The organism is Pseudomonas sp. JDS28PS106 (assembly GCF_036706555.1).
Lineage (GTDB): Bacteria > Pseudomonadota > Gammaproteobacteria > Pseudomonadales > Pseudomonadaceae > Aquipseudomonas.
Map to the genome: position 1 here is coordinate 61,980 of NZ_JBAJGT010000006.1, position 16,121 is coordinate 78,100.

16 protein-coding genes are annotated in these 16,121 nt (G+C 61.8%); 9 read left to right on the forward strand and 7 right to left on the reverse strand.

Annotated features, from left to right (window positions below; translation table 11 throughout):
• Positions 1-84 precede the first annotated feature (84 nt).
• Both hemF and aroE read left to right on the forward strand, forming a co-directional pair.
• A complete protein-coding gene (hemF, locus tag TRP66_RS11640; protein WP_333401822.1) occupies positions 85-999 on the forward strand; it encodes an oxygen-dependent coproporphyrinogen oxidase in 915 nt (304 codons plus the stop codon).
• Between the two features lie 21 nt (positions 1,000-1,020).
• Positions 1,021-1,848 carry a shikimate dehydrogenase gene (gene aroE / locus TRP66_RS11645; protein WP_333401823.1) on the forward strand — a complete coding sequence of 276 codons (828 nt, stop codon included), beginning with the start codon at positions 1,021-1,023 and terminating at the stop codon, positions 1,846-1,848.
• Positions 1,849-1,850: 2 nt separating this feature from the next.
• On the opposite strand, the gene TRP66_RS11650 is transcribed toward aroE, so the two are convergent.
• The 3 genes from TRP66_RS11650 to betC form a co-directional block, all read right to left on the reverse strand.
• On the reverse strand, positions 1,851-3,419 hold the full coding sequence (locus TRP66_RS11650; protein ID WP_333401824.1) for a SulP family inorganic anion transporter: 1,569 nt from the start codon (positions 3,417-3,419) through the stop codon (positions 1,851-1,853).
• A 151-nt stretch (positions 3,420-3,570) separates the two neighbouring features.
• Positions 3,571-4,497, reverse strand: a complete 927-nt coding sequence (gene choX, locus TRP66_RS11655; protein WP_333401825.1) for a choline ABC transporter substrate-binding protein — start codon at positions 4,495-4,497, stop codon at positions 3,571-3,573.
• Between the two features lie 40 nt (positions 4,498-4,537).
• Positions 4,538-6,043 (reverse strand): choline-sulfatase, encoded by a 1,506-nt coding sequence (gene betC / locus TRP66_RS11660; protein ID WP_333401826.1) that lies wholly within the window; start codon positions 6,041-6,043, stop codon positions 4,538-4,540.
• Between the two features lie 114 nt (positions 6,044-6,157).
• On the opposite strand from betC, the gene TRP66_RS11665 reads away from it, so the two are divergent.
• The 5 genes from TRP66_RS11665 to TRP66_RS11685 all read left to right on the forward strand — a co-directional run bounded on the left by TRP66_RS11665 (position 6,158) and on the right by TRP66_RS11685 (position 10,572).
• Positions 6,158-7,108, forward strand: a complete 951-nt coding sequence (locus tag TRP66_RS11665; protein WP_333401827.1) for a choline sulfate utilization transcriptional regulator — start codon at positions 6,158-6,160, stop codon at positions 7,106-7,108.
• Between the two features lie 302 nt (positions 7,109-7,410).
• Complete coding sequence (locus TRP66_RS11670) at positions 7,411-8,817, forward strand: COG3014 family protein (RefSeq protein ID WP_333401828.1); 1,407 nt, start codon at positions 7,411-7,413, stop codon at positions 8,815-8,817.
• A 16-nt stretch (positions 8,818-8,833) separates the two neighbouring features.
• Positions 8,834-9,205 (forward strand): YcfL family protein, encoded by a 372-nt coding sequence (locus TRP66_RS11675; protein WP_333401829.1) that lies wholly within the window; start codon positions 8,834-8,836, stop codon positions 9,203-9,205.
• Between the two features lie 32 nt (positions 9,206-9,237).
• Entirely contained in the window at positions 9,238-9,828 is a 591-nt protein-coding gene (gene lpoB, locus TRP66_RS11680; RefSeq protein ID WP_442965193.1) for a penicillin-binding protein activator LpoB, read from the forward strand.
• A gap of 3 nt (positions 9,829-9,831) precedes the next feature.
• Positions 9,832-10,572, forward strand: a complete 741-nt coding sequence (locus tag TRP66_RS11685) for a penicillin-binding protein activator LpoB (protein WP_333401830.1) — start codon at positions 9,832-9,834, stop codon at positions 10,570-10,572.
• 54 nt (positions 10,573-10,626) lie between these two features.
• On the opposite strand, the gene TRP66_RS11690 is transcribed toward TRP66_RS11685, so the two are convergent.
• Genes TRP66_RS11690 through TRP66_RS11700 form a run of 3 tightly spaced genes read right to left on the reverse strand, consistent with a single transcriptional unit; the run spans position 10,627 to position 13,831 of the window.
• Complete coding sequence (locus tag TRP66_RS11690; protein WP_333401831.1) at positions 10,627-11,259, reverse strand: LysE family transporter; 633 nt, start codon at positions 11,257-11,259, stop codon at positions 10,627-10,629.
• 57 nt (positions 11,260-11,316) lie between these two features.
• On the reverse strand, positions 11,317-11,904 hold the full coding sequence (locus tag TRP66_RS11695; protein WP_333401832.1) for a mechanosensitive ion channel family protein: 588 nt from the start codon (positions 11,902-11,904) through the stop codon (positions 11,317-11,319).
• Positions 11,905-11,920: 16 nt separating this feature from the next.
• Complete coding sequence (locus tag TRP66_RS11700; protein ID WP_333401833.1) at positions 11,921-13,831, reverse strand: ATP-binding cassette domain-containing protein; 1,911 nt, start codon at positions 13,829-13,831, stop codon at positions 11,921-11,923.
• Between the two features lie 46 nt (positions 13,832-13,877).
• On the opposite strand from TRP66_RS11700, the gene TRP66_RS11705 reads away from it, so the two are divergent.
• Entirely contained in the window at positions 13,878-14,354 is a 477-nt protein-coding gene (locus tag TRP66_RS11705; protein ID WP_333401834.1) for a TIGR02444 family protein, read from the forward strand.
• Here the strand turns inward: TRP66_RS11705 and TRP66_RS11710 are convergent.
• On the reverse strand, positions 14,351-15,214 hold the full coding sequence (locus TRP66_RS11710; RefSeq protein WP_333401835.1) for an AlgP family protein: 864 nt from the start codon (positions 15,212-15,214) through the stop codon (positions 14,351-14,353). The genes TRP66_RS11705 and TRP66_RS11710 overlap by 4 nt on opposite strands.
• Before the next feature lie 213 nt (positions 15,215-15,427).
• Between TRP66_RS11710 and TRP66_RS11715 the strand changes: the two genes are divergently transcribed.
• On the forward strand, positions 15,428-16,105 hold the full coding sequence (locus TRP66_RS11715) for an FKBP-type peptidyl-prolyl cis-trans isomerase (RefSeq protein WP_333401836.1): 678 nt from the start codon (positions 15,428-15,430) through the stop codon (positions 16,103-16,105).
• Positions 16,106-16,121 lie beyond the last annotated feature (16 nt).

A 16,121-nucleotide genomic window follows, 5' to 3' on the forward strand; every position in this document is an offset into this window, starting at 1 on the left:
CCCGGTGGTATGCTACGCGCCAATCTGCCCGCGCCCTTTGAATTCGGGCGTCCGGACGTTCGAAGCCAGCTTCTGGGGATCACCATGAACACCCGTACCGAGGCCGTGAAGGCCTACCTGCTCGACCTGCAAGACCGGATCTGCGCTGCCCTCGAACGGGAAGACGGCAAAGCCCGTTTCGTCGAAGACGCCTGGACCCGCCCGGCGGGTGGCGGGGGTCGTACGCGCGTCATCGAGAATGGCGCGGTGATCGAAAAAGGCGGGGTGAATTTTTCCCACGTATTCGGCAGCAACCTGCCGCCTTCGGCCAGCGCTCATCGGCCGGAACTGGCCGGGCGCGGCTTCGAGGCGTTGGGCGTGTCGCTGGTCATTCACCCGCACAACCCCCATGTGCCGACCTCGCACGCCAACGTGCGGTTCTTCATCGCCGAAAAGGAAGGTGAAGAGCCGGTCTGGTGGTTCGGTGGCGGCTTCGATCTGACGCCCTACTACGGCGTCGAGGAAGACTGCGTACATTGGCACCGGATCGCCGAGCAGGCGTGCGCGCCTTTCGGCGCGGACGTGTACCCGCGCTACAAGGCCTGGTGCGACAGCTACTTCCATATCAAGCATCGCAACGAACCGCGCGGCATCGGCGGGCTGTTCTTCGACGACGTGAACCAGTGGGACTTCGAGACCAGCTTTGCCTTCCTGCGTGCCATCGGCGACGCGTACATCAATGCCTACCTGCCGATCGTGCAGCGCCGCAAGGCCGCCGCCTACACCGTGCAGCAACGTGAATTCCAGGAGTTCCGACGCGGTCGTTACGTCGAATTCAACCTGGTCTACGACCGCGGCACTCTGTTCGGTCTGCAATCGGGCGGGCGTACCGAATCGATCCTCATGTCGCTACCGCCGCAAGTACGCTGGGGCTATGACTGGAAAGCCGCGCCGGGCACCGAAGAGGCGCGCCTGACCGACTACTTCCTCACCGACCGCGACTGGCTGGCGCAAGCCTGAGCACCATCAACAGGAACACTCATGGATCACTACGTCGTCTTCGGTAACCCCATCGGCCACAGCAAATCGCCTCTGATTCATACCTTGTTTGCCGAGCAGACGGGTCAGTCAATGGATTACCGGACCGCCCTGGCGCCGCTGGACGGTTTCGCCGACTTCGCTCGCGCTTTCTTTGAAACCGGACGCGGCGCCAACGTGACCGTGCCTTTCAAGGAGCAGGCATTCCGGCTGGCCGACCGGCTGACCGAGCGTGCGCGCCGTGCCGGGGCGGTCAACACATTGAGCAAGCAAGCCGACGGCACTTTGTTGGGCGACAACACCGACGGCGCTGGACTGGTACGTGACCTGAAGGTCAACTGCGGATTCGACCTGCGCGGCCAGCGGATTCTGCTGCTCGGCGCGGGCGGTGCGGTTCGTGGCGCGCTGGAACCCCTGCTGGCGGAAAAGCCCGCGGTGCTGGTTATCGCCAACCGCACGGTGGAAAAAGCCGAACAGCTAGCCAGCGAATTCGCCGATCTCGGTCCGGTATTCGCCAGTGGTTTTGACTGGCTCGAAGAGTCGGTCGACCTGATCATCAACGCCACCTCGGCGAGTCTGGCCGGCGAGTTGCCGCCCATCGCGCCGAGTCTGATCCAGCCGGGCGCAACCTTCTGCTACGACATGATGTACGGCAAGGAGCCCACGGCGTTCTGTCGCTGGGCCACCGAGCATGGCGCGGCGCAATCGGTGGATGGTCTGGGAATGCTGGTCGAACAGGCCGCCGAAGCCTTCCTGCTGTGGCGCGGGGTACGCCCCGATTCAGCGCCGGTGCTGGCGGAGCTGCGGCGCCAGCTGGCGGATAACCGATAGGTTCACTCCTCGAACACCACCGGGCACCGCTCCGCCCCTTCGAGCTTGTGCAGTTCCTCGATTACCTGAGGGCGGGCGTGACGCAGCACCAGCACCCGCTCCTGCTTGAGCAGGCGGCGGGCTTCCTGGTGCAGCATCTCGACACCTGAGTAATCAATGAAGTTGATCTGCTGCGCTTCCACGACCACCCGTTTGCCCTGAGTGCGTTGCAGCCGAGTCTGCAAATAGTGGCTGGCGCCGAAAAAGATCGAGCCACCGACCCGTAGAATCTCGTCATCGCCTTCGCGCCACTGCTGGACACGCGGCTGCGAGGTACGTTTGAGGTAGAAAAACAGCGATGCCAGCACGCCGGCATAGATCGCGGTTTGCAATTCCAGCAGCAGTGTCGCCAGACACGTCAGCGCCATGACGAAAAACTCGGAGCGGCTTACGCGGTACAAGGCCCGAATCCCGCGTCGATCGACAAGGCCCCAGCAAATCAGCAAGATCGAAGCGGCCATGCTGGGGATCGGGATGTGAGCTATCAGCGATGCCCCGGCGACCGCGAATAGCGCAACCCACAAGGCCGAGAAAACCCCGGCCAGCGGCGAACGGGCGCCCGCTTCATAACTGAGCGCGGCGCGCGTGAATGAGCCCGCCGAGAGATAACCCGAGAAGAACGAACCGACGATGTTCGAAAGTCCTTGAGCGCGCACTTCCTGATTGGCGTTGATCAGCTGTTGAGAACGGGCCGACAACGAGCGGGCAATCGACAGGCTGTTCACCAGGCCGAGCATGCCGACCGCAACGGCTGTCGGCAGCAGACGCAGAATCAGATCCAGGTCCAGCGGCACCAGGCTGAAGGGCGGCAACTGGCCTTCGAAGCGCGTGACCGTTTTTACATGCCCGAATAACGCCGGCCACAGCCACACCGCCAGGCTGCTGACCACCAGCGTAATGAGCAGGGTCGGCCAGCGAGGCAGCCAGTATTTCAAAGCAATGCCCAGCACCAGAGTCGCCGCGCCAAGCGCCAGGGACGGCAGATCGATATCGCCTCGATGGCTGAGAATCGTAGTCAGGGTTCCCAAGGCCGTCGATTGGCTCGGCAGCTCCATACCCAGCAGACTGGGCATCTGTCCCAGCGCAATGACAACGGCCGCCCCCAGCGTGAAACCCAGTACGACCGAGTGCGACACGAAATTCACCAGCGCGCCGAATCGCATCAGGCCCAACAACAGCTGGAAAACCCCGGCAATGAGTGTCAGCAGCAGCACGAGCGTGATGTAGTCCTGGCTGCCTGGAACGGCCAGCGGGCTGACACTGGCGTACAAAACCACCGAAATCGCCGCGGTAGGGCCACAGATCAAATGCCAGGACGAGCCCCAGAGGCAGGCGATCATGACCGGTACGATGGCGGCGTAGAGCCCGTACTCGGGCGGCAGACCGGCGATCAGTGCGTAAGCGATGGACTGCGGAAGAGCGAGAATCGCGCCACTGAGCCCTACCAGGGCATCACGCCCCGCGCTGCCACGGTTCTGATGTGGCAGCCAGGCGAGAAATGGCAGGAATTTATGGCGATTGAGCCAGCGCATCGGTCCCTCATGCTGGGTGGAGTGAAATCAAGGGTACATCGAATCCTCACCTAATCGCAGTTCCTGTAGGAGCCAGCTTGCTGGCGATGCAAGCGGCGCGCGGTGTGTCTGACGCATCGCATCGCCAGCAAGCTGGCTCCTACGGAATGTATTAGAGCTTCGCCTTTACAGCCGCCAGCGCATCCTTGCCGTCCAGCGTCTTCACGCCATCGAGCCATTTTTCCAGCACGGCGGGGTTGGCCTTGATCCAGGCTTTGGCGGCTTCGGTGTTGCTGGTTTTCTTGCTCACCACCTCGGCCATGATGCTGTTTTCCATGTCCAGCGTGAAGCTCAGGTTGGTCAGCAGCTTGCCCACGTTCGGGCACGCCTGGGCGTAGCCCTTGCGGGTCAGGGTATGTACCGAGCCGGTTTCGCCGAAATACTTTTCGCCGCCCTTCAGATAGCGCATGCCCTTGACCTGCACGTTCATGGGATGCGGCGTCCAGCCCAGAAACACCACAAAGGATTTACGCTTCGCGTTGCGACTGACCTCGGCCAGCATGGCCTGCTCGCTGGACTCCACCAGCTTCCAGTCGCCCAGGCCAAATTCGTCATTCTTGATGATTTCCTGCAAGGACAGGTTGGCCGGCGCGCCGGAGCCGATGCCGTAGATTTTCTTGCCGAACTTGTCGGCGAATTTATCCAGATCGGCGAAATCATGCACACCCGCCTCCCACACATAGTCCGGCACGGCCAGCGTGAACTCGGTGCCTTGCAGATTTTTCGCCAGCTGGGTCACGTCGCCGGTGGCCACGAACTTGTCGTAGAAACCCTGTTGCGCGGGCATCCAGTTGCCCAGGAACACATCGAGCTGACCATCTTTCAGGCCACCGAAGGCAATCGGCACCGCCAGGGTGTCGATTCGTGCCTTGTAGCCCAGGCCGTCGAGCAGCACGCCGGCGATGGCGTTGGTCGCGGCGATGTCGCTCCAGCCCGGATCGGCCATTTTGACCGTCGCGCAGCTGCTGTCGTCTGCGTGAGCCGCGAAACTGCAGGCTGTCATGACGCTTACCGCAAGCACTGTGGATAACTTGATCATCGATGTACCCCTTTTTGATTTTCTTGGTGTGGGCAGGGTTTCAAAGCTGCGGATAACGTGCCTTGCGCTCCAGATCGTCCAGATCGATATGGTTGCGCATGTACTGCTGACTGGCGTCTACCAGTGGCTGGTGATCCCAACTCTTCAGCTTGCCGGTTGCCAGCGCACGAGCGACGAAGCGTCGCCGACGCTGGCTGGCGAGCACCTGATGGTGTATCGCCGGGATGTCCCATTTGCTCCTCGCTTCCTCAAGGAACTCGTTGAAAACCTGTCGGTAGGCTGGCGAGTTGCTCAAGTCTTCCCGCTCTTGCGGGTCACGGGTCACATCGAACAGCAGGCACGGGTCCTGCTCCGAATAGATGAATTTGTAATGCCCGCGACGGATCATCATCAGCGGGCTGGTGGTGCCTTCCGCCATGTATTCGCCGAACACCTCGTCGTGCCCGCCTTGTGCAGTCAGATGCGGCACCAGCGAGCGACCGTCCAGGGGCAGCCCGTCGTCCAGTTCTCCACCGGCCAGCTCGACGAACGTTGGCAGCAGATCCGCCGTCGACACCGATGCGCCGACGCGGCCCGCCTTGAACTGACCGGGCGCGTAGACCAACAAAGGCACGCGCGCGGCCATTTCGAACCAGTGCATTTTGTACCAGAGCCCCTTCTCGCCCAGCATGTCTCCGTGGTCGCCGGAAAACACGATGACGGTGTCCTCTGCCAGACCCGTCTCCTCAAGGGTCTGCAACAGCTTGCCGACGTTGTCATCGATGTAACTGCACGCGCCGAAGTAGGCCCGTCGCGCGTCGCGGATCTTCTCCGCGGGCAGCGGCTTGTCCCATAGATCGTAGACCTTGAGCAGGCGCTGCGAATGCGCATCCAGTGCCTTCTGGGCCTGATGATCCAGCGGCATCGGGATCTGATCGTCGCTGTACAGGTCCCAGAACGGCTTGGGAATGGTGTACGGATCATGAGGATGGGTCATCGATACCGTCAGGCAAAACGGTGCGTCGCCGTCCTGGCGGACATGGTCGTAGAGATACTGGCGGGCCTTGAAGACCACTTCCTCATCGAAGTCGAGCTGGTTAGTACGCACGCAGGGGCCGGCCTGCAATACCGATGACATGTTGTGATACCAGCTTGGTCGCACGTCCGGCTTGTCCCAGTTCACTGCCCAGCCGTAGTCGGCGGGATAGATATCGCTGGTCAGGCGTTCTTCATAGCCGTGCAATTGGTCGGGGCCGCAGAAATGCATCTTGCCCGACAGCGCCGTCTTGTAGCCCAGACTGCGCAGGTAGTGAGCATAGGTAGGAATGTCAGCGGGAAAATCGGCTGCATTGTCATAAGCGCCGATCCGGCTCGGCAACTGGCCGCTCACCAGCGTAAAGCGCGACGGCGCGCAGAGCGGGCTGTTGCAGTAAGCCGATTCGAACACCACGCCTTGCGTCGCAAGCCGGCTCAGGTTCGGCATCTTGATGGGAGAATCAGCGTAGAAGGGCAAAAGTGGCGCGGCCATTTGATCGGCCATGATGAAAAGAATATTTTTGCGCTTCATGTGATCGCTGCATCCCATAGTCGATAGTTATGCGAAAGTGCTGGCGACCAGAATGAATATCTTGAGCCAGAGGGTAAAGCCCCCGGCAGACAATACCTAGGATAAGCACAGCTTATGTTTGAAGCGCTGGGTGACATGTCGCTTGACCTGCTACGGGCTTTCGAAGCCGCGGCCCGCTTGCGCAGTTTTACGGCTGCGGCTATCGAGCTGGGCACGACCCAGCCGGCGATCAGTCAGCAGATCAAACGCCTGGAAGAACAGCTGGCGACGCGCTTGTTCGATCGTATTTACCGCGGTATCGAGCTGACTGACGCCGGTGAGGTGCTCTTCAATCATGTCCAGACCGGGCTTCAGTCCATGGATGCTGGATTGGTCGCGATCACCAATCGCCGCCAGCATGAGGTGCTGCAGGTCGCGACCGACTTTGCCTTCGCGGCCTACTGGCTGATGCCACGGCTGCACAGGTTCCATAAGCTGAATCCGGACGTCGACGTCAGTCTTGTGACCAGCGAACGCTCCCCCGGCATGTTGCGAGCCGAAGTCGATGTAGCGATCCTGTTCGGCGACGGCCGTTTCAGGCAAGGCGAGAGCCATTGGCTGTTCAGCGAAGAGGTGTTCCCGGTGTGCAGCCCGCAGCTTGTCAGCGGGTATGCGACGCCGTTGCCCAATGAAGCCCTCAGGGCCTTTCCGCTGCTGCATTTGCGCAGCGAAGCCAGCCACAACTGGTTCGACTGGGCAGGCGTCTTCAAGGCCCTGGACATTCAGCAAGCGCCCGCGCCCGGCCAGTTGCGGTTCGACAATTACACATTGCTGATCCAGGCGGCCATCGGAGGTCAGGGCGTGGCCATTGGCTGGCGGCATCTGATCGACGACTTGCTCGATCAGGGTCTGCTGTGTCGCCCGGTAGCCGGCAGCGCTATATCCGCTTACGGGTATTACGTCGTGCTGCCGCAGCGCAAACGCCGGGTACAGATCGTCCAGCAGTTCGTCGACTGGCTGGCCAGCGAACAGGCTGCGAGTGGCGAGACGCTGGCGGGCAAGTCGTTGCCGTCGATTGCCGTCTGACAGGTGAATCGCCAGCAAGCTGGCTCCTACGGTCATACGCCCTGTAGGAGCCAGCTTGCTGGCGATTCAATTCCCTGAAGATGACTGGAAACCGTGCACTCGCTCACATACCGTTCGTAAGATCCTTCCGATAAGATTGAACGAAAGCAAAAAGCCATTGTCATGCCGCGCCCGCGGCTTATAATCCGGCACCCTTTGTGCTGGATTGCATCCAGTGCGCAGGACTGACCGGCGGCCTTGCTGCCTCAAACAGACGGACCTGTATAGCGCGCCCTGCGCTATCGATCTCAGGGAATGATCGCATGTCATCTCGTGCCTTGACCGCGCTTGCGCTGGTCGCCGCCGTGCAACTGGCGGGCTGCGCCGCTTTCCGTAGCTACGACTCCGAACTCAAGGAGACCAGTCAGCAGCTGGTGTCCGGCAATGTCGACGCCGCGCTCGGCACGCTGGAAAAGAACAACACCGGCGAAGACAAAGACCTGCTCTATTACTTCGAGAAAGGCGAACTGCTGCGTGCCAAGGGCGATTTCGCCGGTAGCCAGACGGCCTGGCGGGCAGCCGACCAAGTGGTGTTCAAGTGGGAAGAATCGGTCAAGTTCGACACCGAGAAGTACCTGGCCCAGTTCGGCAGCTTTCTGGTCAACGACAAGGTCCGCCGTTACGAAGGCTACGACTACGAGAAGGTCATGCTGACCACGCAGATGGCGCTCAATCTGCTGGCTTCCAACGATTTCGATGGCGCACGCACGGAAATCAAGAAGACTCACGAACGTGAGGCCGTGATCGCCGAACTGCGCGACAAGGAATACCTCAAGAGCGAGCAGGAAGCCGAGAATCGCGGCGTCAGGACTCAGTACAAAGATCTGCAAGGCTACCCGGTCGCCTCGCTGGACGCCCCTGAAGTCGTGGGCCTCAAGAACAGCTACCAGAGTGCGTTCAGCCACTATCTCTCAGGCTTCGTCTACGAAGCGCTGGGCGAGAAAGGCCTTGCGGCGCCCGGTTATCGCAAGGCCGCCGAGCTGCGCCCAAACACCCCGCTGCTGGAACAGGCGCTCAAGAACCTGGATGCCGCCGGCGGCAAGAGCGTCAAAAATGGCAAGGACGACAGCGAAGTGCTGATCATTGTCCAGTCCGGCTTCGCTCCGGCCCGCGACTCGGTACGCATCCCGCTGCCATTGCCCATCAGCGGCAATCTGGTCATCACGCCGCTGTCGTTCCCGGTCATCAAGCCGGACACCACGACGCCTTCGTTCAGCCAGATCACGCTGGACGGCAAACCGCTCGATCTGACACTGCTCAACAGCACCACCGACATGTCTCGCCGCGCGCTGCGTGACGACATGCCGGGGATCATCCTGCGCACGACCGTGCGCGCCATCACGCGCGGCGTGGCGCAAAAGCAGATCAACGACGTCAACCCTCTCGCCGGGCTGGCAGTCGGTATCGCATCGGCCGTAACCGAAGGCGCCGACACCCGTACCTGGCGCACCCTGCCGGACAATACGCTGGTCGCACGCCTGCGGCTGCCCAAGGGCGACCACCAGATCGTGCTGCCCAACTCGATCGGTGGCTCGCGTGTGCAGGTCACGGTCGACCAGGCCTATCAGGTGATCCCGCTGCGCGCTCTGGGCAATCAGGTGTATGCGGGCAGTCTGGCCGCTCAGGTCATGCCATCCGCGGTGCCTCAGGCCATCGCCACCGCCAAATAATCAACAGGAGATTTTCATGCGTATGAAGGTTTTCGGCGCGCTGGCCATCGCCATGCTCGCCGGTTGCGCGACCCCGCCCCCGCCGGCGCCGGGCAGTGCCGCCAGCAAAGTCGTGCCGATGGGCGAAGCCAAAAACATCGATGTCGGCGCCATGCGCGTTGCGCGCGAGAACGGCTTCCTCACCGTCAAGGCGCAGCTGACCAACACCAGCAGCCGCAACAAGATGATGTATTACCGCTTCGCATGGCTGGGCAACGACGGTTTCCCGGTGGCCGATGAAGAGAGCTGGAAAAGCGTGACCCTTTACGGTTCGCAAAGCACCGTGCTGTCCGCTATTGCGCCGGTCCCGCGTGCGACCGACTTCCGTCTTGAAATCAACACGCCTTGATCCCCATTCGTTCAGTTCGAGAGAATTCCCACATGCTGTCCATTCGTCTCTGCTCCATTGCCGCCATCGCTCTGCTGGCGACCGGCTGCGCCAATAATTCCCCGATGCTGGGAAGCAAGAACATCAGCTACGGCGACACCAAGGCCGTGGAAACCGTCACCAACGAGTTCGGTTCCACCGACCTGCAGATGATCGCCGAAAGCATGACCCGCTCGCTGGCTCAGTCCGGCATCCTGCAAGGTCGCCCGGTGGTGCAGGTCTACGATGTGAAGAACAAGACCAGCGAGTACATCGATACTCGTGAAATCACCACATCCATCAAGACCCAGCTGATGAAATCCGGCACCGCCCGGTTCGCCAGCGACAACACCGAGATGCAGAGCCAGGTCGACCAGCTCAAGCTGCAGAACCAGAGCGGCCTGTACAAGAAGAGCAGCGTCGCCAAGACCGGCAATATGGTTGCCGCCAAATACCGTCTGGAAGGCTCGATCAGCTCGATCGTCAAGCGCAGCAGCGATTACAAGGACGTCTTCTACAAATTCAGCCTGCAACTGATCGACGTTGAAAGCGGTCTGGCCGAGTGGATGGACGAGAAAGAAATCCGCAAGACCACGGAGCGCTGATCAATGCGTGCATGGATGGGTATTCTCGGCATGGTGTGCGCCTTTGGCGTCCAGGCCGCCCCGAAGATCGCAGTCACCGACATGGCTTTCCAAGAGCGTGTGGAACAGTACATCCACACCGTTTCGGCCAGCAGCGACGTGCGGGTCAACCGCTACAGCGCCAGCGGCTCGGCCAGCTACGAGGAATACGAGTCGCGTACCAGCTACATCGAGCAAGGCGAGCTGCGCAAGTTCAGCGGTGACATCAAGGGTGAGATTCTCAAGTCCGGCATGTTTCAGCTGGTGCAAGGCACGCCCTACACCGCCAGCTCCAAGGAAGATGTCTACGATGTGATCAAGCGCATCAAGAACGGCAACTTCAAAGGCGCGGACTACGTGCTGTTCGGCACCGTGTCCGATATCGATTTCCGCCAGGATGTGAATGAAATCGCCAACACCGATGCCCATTCAGCCATTCTGGGTCTGACGCTGGTGGCCGATTTCAGCCTCATCAACACACGCACATTCGAGGTGACTTCGGCATTCACCGCGATGGGCGAAGGGCAGGACACCAAGCTGGTCAACGGTCGGGATATCAAGGTTTCCCTGAACCGCGGTCGCGTGGTGCGTGACGTGTCCAGGTCGATTGGTGAAGACGTCGCCCGCCAGATGCGCGAGCAGTTGCGTGGTGAAGTCGAATTCGTCGGCCAGCCTGCCCCGCAGAACAACCTGCCCCGCGACGAAGCCCCGCGCATTCTGCGCTGAGTGCAACGTTGCTGAAAACGGCTCTCGGCGTTCGAGAGCCGTTTTACATTCCCCTCAAGCCGTCCCGCGATGCAAGGTCGCCAGGAAGCCGGCAGCCCCCACGAACAGACTGGCAAAAGTGCGATTGAGCCGGCGCTGCTGCGTGGGTGTCCTCAACGCGCGAAGCACCTTGGCGGCAAGCCCGGTGTAGCCGGCCATTACGATCAGATCCACCGATACCATGGTTGCCGCGATGATCACGTACTGGATCAGCAAAGGCGCGGCGGGGTCGATGAATTGCGGCAGGATCGCGAGCATGAACACCAGCGCCTTCGGGTTGCTGATGTTGACCAGAAACCCTCTGAACATCAGGCTCAAGGGCTTGCCGATCGGACGGATCGTCGATTCGTCGGCAAGGTCAGCGGGCTGGGCACGCCATTGCTTGATGCCCAGATAGACCAGATAGCCGACGCCGAACCACTTGATGAGGGTGAAGGCCACTTCGGAAGCAGCCAGCACCGCGCCAAGCCCGGCTGCCACCACGGCGATCTGCGCCACCAGTGCGATTTGCAGACCCAGCGCGTTCCAGTACCCGCGCCAGAAGCCATATTGCAGGCCGCACGACATGGAGGCGATGGCCCCCGCGCCGGGGGACAGGCTGATGATCCAGCTCGCGGCAAGGAATCCCAGCCAGGTTTCAAGTTCCATCATGCGCTCCAGGCAAAATCAGATGCCCGATAACTTAATGGGTGGCCTTCGGGAATGCTACTCGCCCAGCGACTTTTCGACCGATACCTGAGGCAGCACGTCGCTGCCGCGCCAGCGCCGCACCGATTTCTGGAAGAACTGACTGTTAGGTACCTGCACCAGCGTGCCGCCGGCCTCCGGCACTTCGATCAGGGTCGTGAACATCAGGTTGATCGCGACCACCCTGCCCTTCACGCCCGGCTTGTCCAGAGTGTCAACCAGCTCCACGACGTCGCCGATGCGGAACGGGCCGATGGTGTAGATCATGATCGCGCACAGCAGGTTGGAGAGCACGCTCCACATGGCGAAGAAGGCAACCGCCGCCACTGCCACAAAGCCTGACAGCGCGGTCCACAGTACCGTTGCCGATACGCCAAGGCGCCCCAGCACGAATACGCACGCGCTGCCCATGATCAGCCAGCGGAGCGTTCCGCGCACCGGAACCAGCAGCTCCGGAGGCAGCGGGTAACGTTCGCCCAGCCCGGTCAGGAAACGTCCGACGACCCGTTGCAGGAGGTAGCCAGCCAGCAGGATCAACAGTATTTGCACGCCCAGCAGGATCGGTTCGATCCAGTGCGGGGCGACCGGGAGACCAAAGACTTCCATCACCTTCCAACCTTCATCACGACAGCGCTTCGAGCTCGGCCTGCATCGATTCCAGCAGCTCCAGGGCTTCCATCCACGCTTCCTCCAGTTCGGATTCGCGGGTTTTCAGTCTGGCCTGTTCGGCCAGCAGCTCACGCAATTTGTCCTTGTTCGCCGCTTCGTAGTTCGCGCTGTCGGCCAAGGCTGCTTCGATTGCAGCCAGTTTTTCGTGAAGGGTGCCAAGCTCCTTCTCAAGCTTCTCGGCCTCACGCTTGTGCGGCGCCAACTGTTGCCGCAATGCCGCGGCTTGCTGGCGCTGGGCTTTCTTGTCGGTCTTGTCGGCGTTGACCGGCGCTGTGCTGACCGGCGCGTTGCGCACGCGGTAATCGGCGAGCCAGCGGGTGTAGTCGTCCAGATCGCCGTCGAATTCCTGCACGCGACCGTCGGCCACCAGCAGAAAATCGTCGGTGGTGCTCTTGAGCAGATGACGATCGTGAGAGACCACCAATACCGCGCCACTGAATTCCTGGAGCGCCATGGTCAACGCCAGGCGCATTTCCAGATCCAGGTGGTTGGTAGGTTCGTCGAGCAGCAGCAGGTTGGGTTTTTCCCAGGCGATCAGTGCCAGTGCCAGGCGGGCCTTTTCGCCGCCGGAAAAATTCACCACGGGCTCGTCGAGGCGAGCGCCCCGGAAGTCGAAACCACCCAGGAAATCCCGGAGTGTCTGCTCACGCTCGGTCGGCGCCAGACGTTGCAGATGCAGCAAGGGATTGGCCTTGGCGTCCAGCGAGTCGAGCTGGTGCTGGGCGAAATAACCGACGCTGAGGTTCTCGCCGCGCACCAGCCGGCCGCTTTGCGGAGACAGCTCGCCGGCCAGGTTCTTGATCAGAGTGGACTTGCCGGCACCGTTCGGGCCCAGCAGACCGATCCGGGCGCCCGGTGCCAGTTGCAGCTTGACCTTCTCCAGAATGGTTTTGTCGCCATAACCCAGACGTGCATCGGAAAGGTCCAGCAGCGGCCGCGACAGCTTGTCGGACTCGCGGAATACGAAGTTGAACGGTGAGTCGACGTGGGCCGCCGACAGCTCTTCCATGCGTTCCAGTGCCTTGATACGGCTTTGGGCCTGGCGCGCCTTGGTCGCCTGAGCCTTGAAGCGGGCGATGTACTTTTCCATGTGCGCGCGCTGCGCCTGCTGCTTTTCGTACGCCTGCTGCTGTTGCGCCAGGCGTTCGGCGCGGGCGCGCTCGAACGCGCTGTAGCCGCCGCGATAAAGCGTGATCTTGCGTTGCTCGACGTGGGCGATATGGTCCACGACAGCATCGAGGAAATCCCGGTCGTGGGAGATCAGCAGCAGCGTGCCGGGATAGCTCTTGAGCCATTCCTCAAGCCACAGGATCGCATCGAGGTCCAGGTGGTTGGTCGGTTCGTCGAGCAGCAGCAGATCCGAAGGACACATCAAGGCCTGAGCCAGGTTCAGGCGCATCCGCCAGCCGCCGGAAAAGCTGCCGACCTGACGCTCCATCTGCTCGTTGGTGAAACCCAGCCCGGCCAGCAGCTTGCGGGCGCGCGCATCGGCGGTATATCCGTCGGCACTGTCGAGTTCAGCGTGCAGGCGCGCCTGCGCAGAGCCATCCTGTGCCGCCTCGGCTTCGGCCAACTGACGCTGGATCTCGCGCAAGCGCACGTCGCCATCGAGCACGTAATCCACGCCCAGGCGTTCGAGGGTGTCGACCTCCTGACGCATGTGCGCGATGCGCCAGTCGGCCGGGAGCAGACAGTCTCCGGAGTCGGGCGCCAGTTCGCCGCGCAGCAGCGCGAACAGGCTGGATTTACCGGCGCCGTTGGCACCGATCAGGCCGGCTTTCTGGCCGGCGTGCAAAGTCAGCTCGGCGTCTTCTAGCAGACGTTGCGGACCACGCTGTAAGGTAAGGCTTTGAAGTCGAATCATAATGGCGGCGGAGTCTACCAGCTTCGTCCCGGACAGGTTGCTCACTATGCCTTCTGACCTCTGGAGTTTCACCCTCGATTTTTACGCGCGGCCGGGTGTCGAGCAGGCCTGTCTCACATTGCAGGCCGATGGCGCCAACGTCTGCATGCTGCTGTGTGGGGTCTGGCTTGATCTGCGCGGCGTCGCCTGCTCGCCAGAGCGCCTGCGGGAAGTGATCGGGCTGGCTGAGCCCTGGCACGATGACGTAGTGCGTCCGCTGCGCGAGGTGCGTACCGGCTGGAAACAGGCGGCGCAACACAACATTGCTCTGGCGCGGCTGCGCGAGCGCGTCAAGGCGCTGGAGCTGGATGCCGAGCGGCAGTTGCTGATCGATCTGGAGACGCTGGCCCTGAAGTGGGCCGTGACGGACGGAAATGGCGACAGAGAATGGCTCAGCGCACTGGCGGGCAGTGCCGGAAGTGCCAACAGCGGCGCGCTGCAGGTTCTGCGCGCCGCTGCCGGGCAGGCCGAGCCTGGCGCTTAGGAGGCGCTGGGTGGCGTCGCGCCGTTGCTGGTCGCCGAATTCGGAGTCTCTGGGGCTGTGGCGGATGGCTGGATCGCGGACGCATCCGTGGCAGGCTTGCTCACGCGTCTGGCAACGGGCTTCGCGGCAGCCTTTGTCGCTGTCGGCTTGGGGATGGCGCGGGTTCTCGGCTTGGCGGGCGCCTTGGTCACAGGTTGCGGTGCGGTACTCGCAGTGGGCTGCGGAGCCGATTTGGCGGCAGGGCGAGCGGCTTTGGTCGCAGCCGGTTTGGCGGGCGCTTTGACTGCGGGTTTGCTCGCGGTCGGCTTGGCCGGCACAGGCGCTGCCTTGGCAACAGGCTTGGCGACGGTCGCTTTGGCGGGCGCCTTGGACGCGGCAATCTTCGCCGCGCTCGGTTTGGCGGCAGGCTTGGAGGCGGCGGGTTTGGTTGCGACTTTTACTGGCGTGGCAGGCTTGGCTTCACGAGCGGCCAGCACTTTGCCGACAGCCTCTTTGACGCGACCGACGCCTTGGGCGAGTTTCAGGCTTTCCTGGGCGTCGCGCTTGAGTTGCAGAATGTAGGCGCGGGTTTCGGTCTGGCGATTCTTGAGTTCGTCCAGCAGCTCTTCCAGCTCGGTGGTCAGGCCCTTGGCTTTCTTCTGCGCCTTGGCCTTGCCGACAGCTGCGGCGTCCTGCACTTTGCTGCGTGACTTGTGCAGTTTGTCCTGTGCTTTCACACGTTGTTTTTCCAGCTTGGCGAGCAACTTCTCGGCATCGGCCAGGGCTTTCGAACAGGCGTCTTCCAGATGTTCAAGCAAGCTGCCCGACAGTTGCTCGAGCAGGTGTAGCGGAGTGTTTACTGGCTTCTTTTTTGCCGACATGACTTACCTCCTGGCTGACGAATTTGCGGCTCATACTAGACCTCTGCCCGAACCGCGGCTAGGGCATCTTGACAGCATCGCAGGCACCCTGTTGCATACCCCGGAAAATGTTTGACTCGGCGCTTGCGAACGGGCGGTGAAACATTATCCATAATCACGAAAGTACGAACTGGCGCTGGCATAATCCCTGCCTTCCCAGGCTGGAGAGCATTCATGTCGCGCTACTGGTTAACGTCATTGTTCCTGCTGCTGCCCTTGGCCCAGGCGGCCGAAACTGCCGCTCCGGCCGACGCCCACGACCTGGCCTACAGCCTTGGTGCCAGTCTGGGCGAGCGTCTGCAACAGGAGGTGCCTGATCTGGACCTCAAGGCACTGGTCGACGGCCTTCAGCAGGCCTACCAGAACAAGCCGCTGGCCTTGAAGCAGGAGCGCATCGACCAGATCCTGCGTGAACACGACGCGGCCATGGCGCAAGCCGAAGCATCCGGATTGCCGGATCCCCAGAGCGAAGCTGCCCTGAGCGCGGAGCATCGTTTCATGGATGCCGAAAAAGCCAAGCCGGGCGTGAAGGTGCTGGGGGACGGCATCCTGATGACAGAACTGGCGCCGGGTAACGGCCCCAAGCCGGATCCGAGCGGTCGTGTCGAAGTGCAATATGTCGGACGGTTACCGGATGGGACCGTGTTCGATCAGAGCAAGCGTCCGCAATGGTTCCGCCTCGACAGTGTCATCAGCGGCTGGACGACGGCGTTGCAGGAGATGCCGGTGGGCGCCAAATGGCGACTGGTGATCCCGTCCGACCAGGCTTACGGCGCGGAAGGCGCGGGCGATCTTATCGACCCGTTCACGCCTCTGGTTTTCGAGATCGAGCTGATCGCCGTCTCGGACTGATCGGGCCGGACGCGTC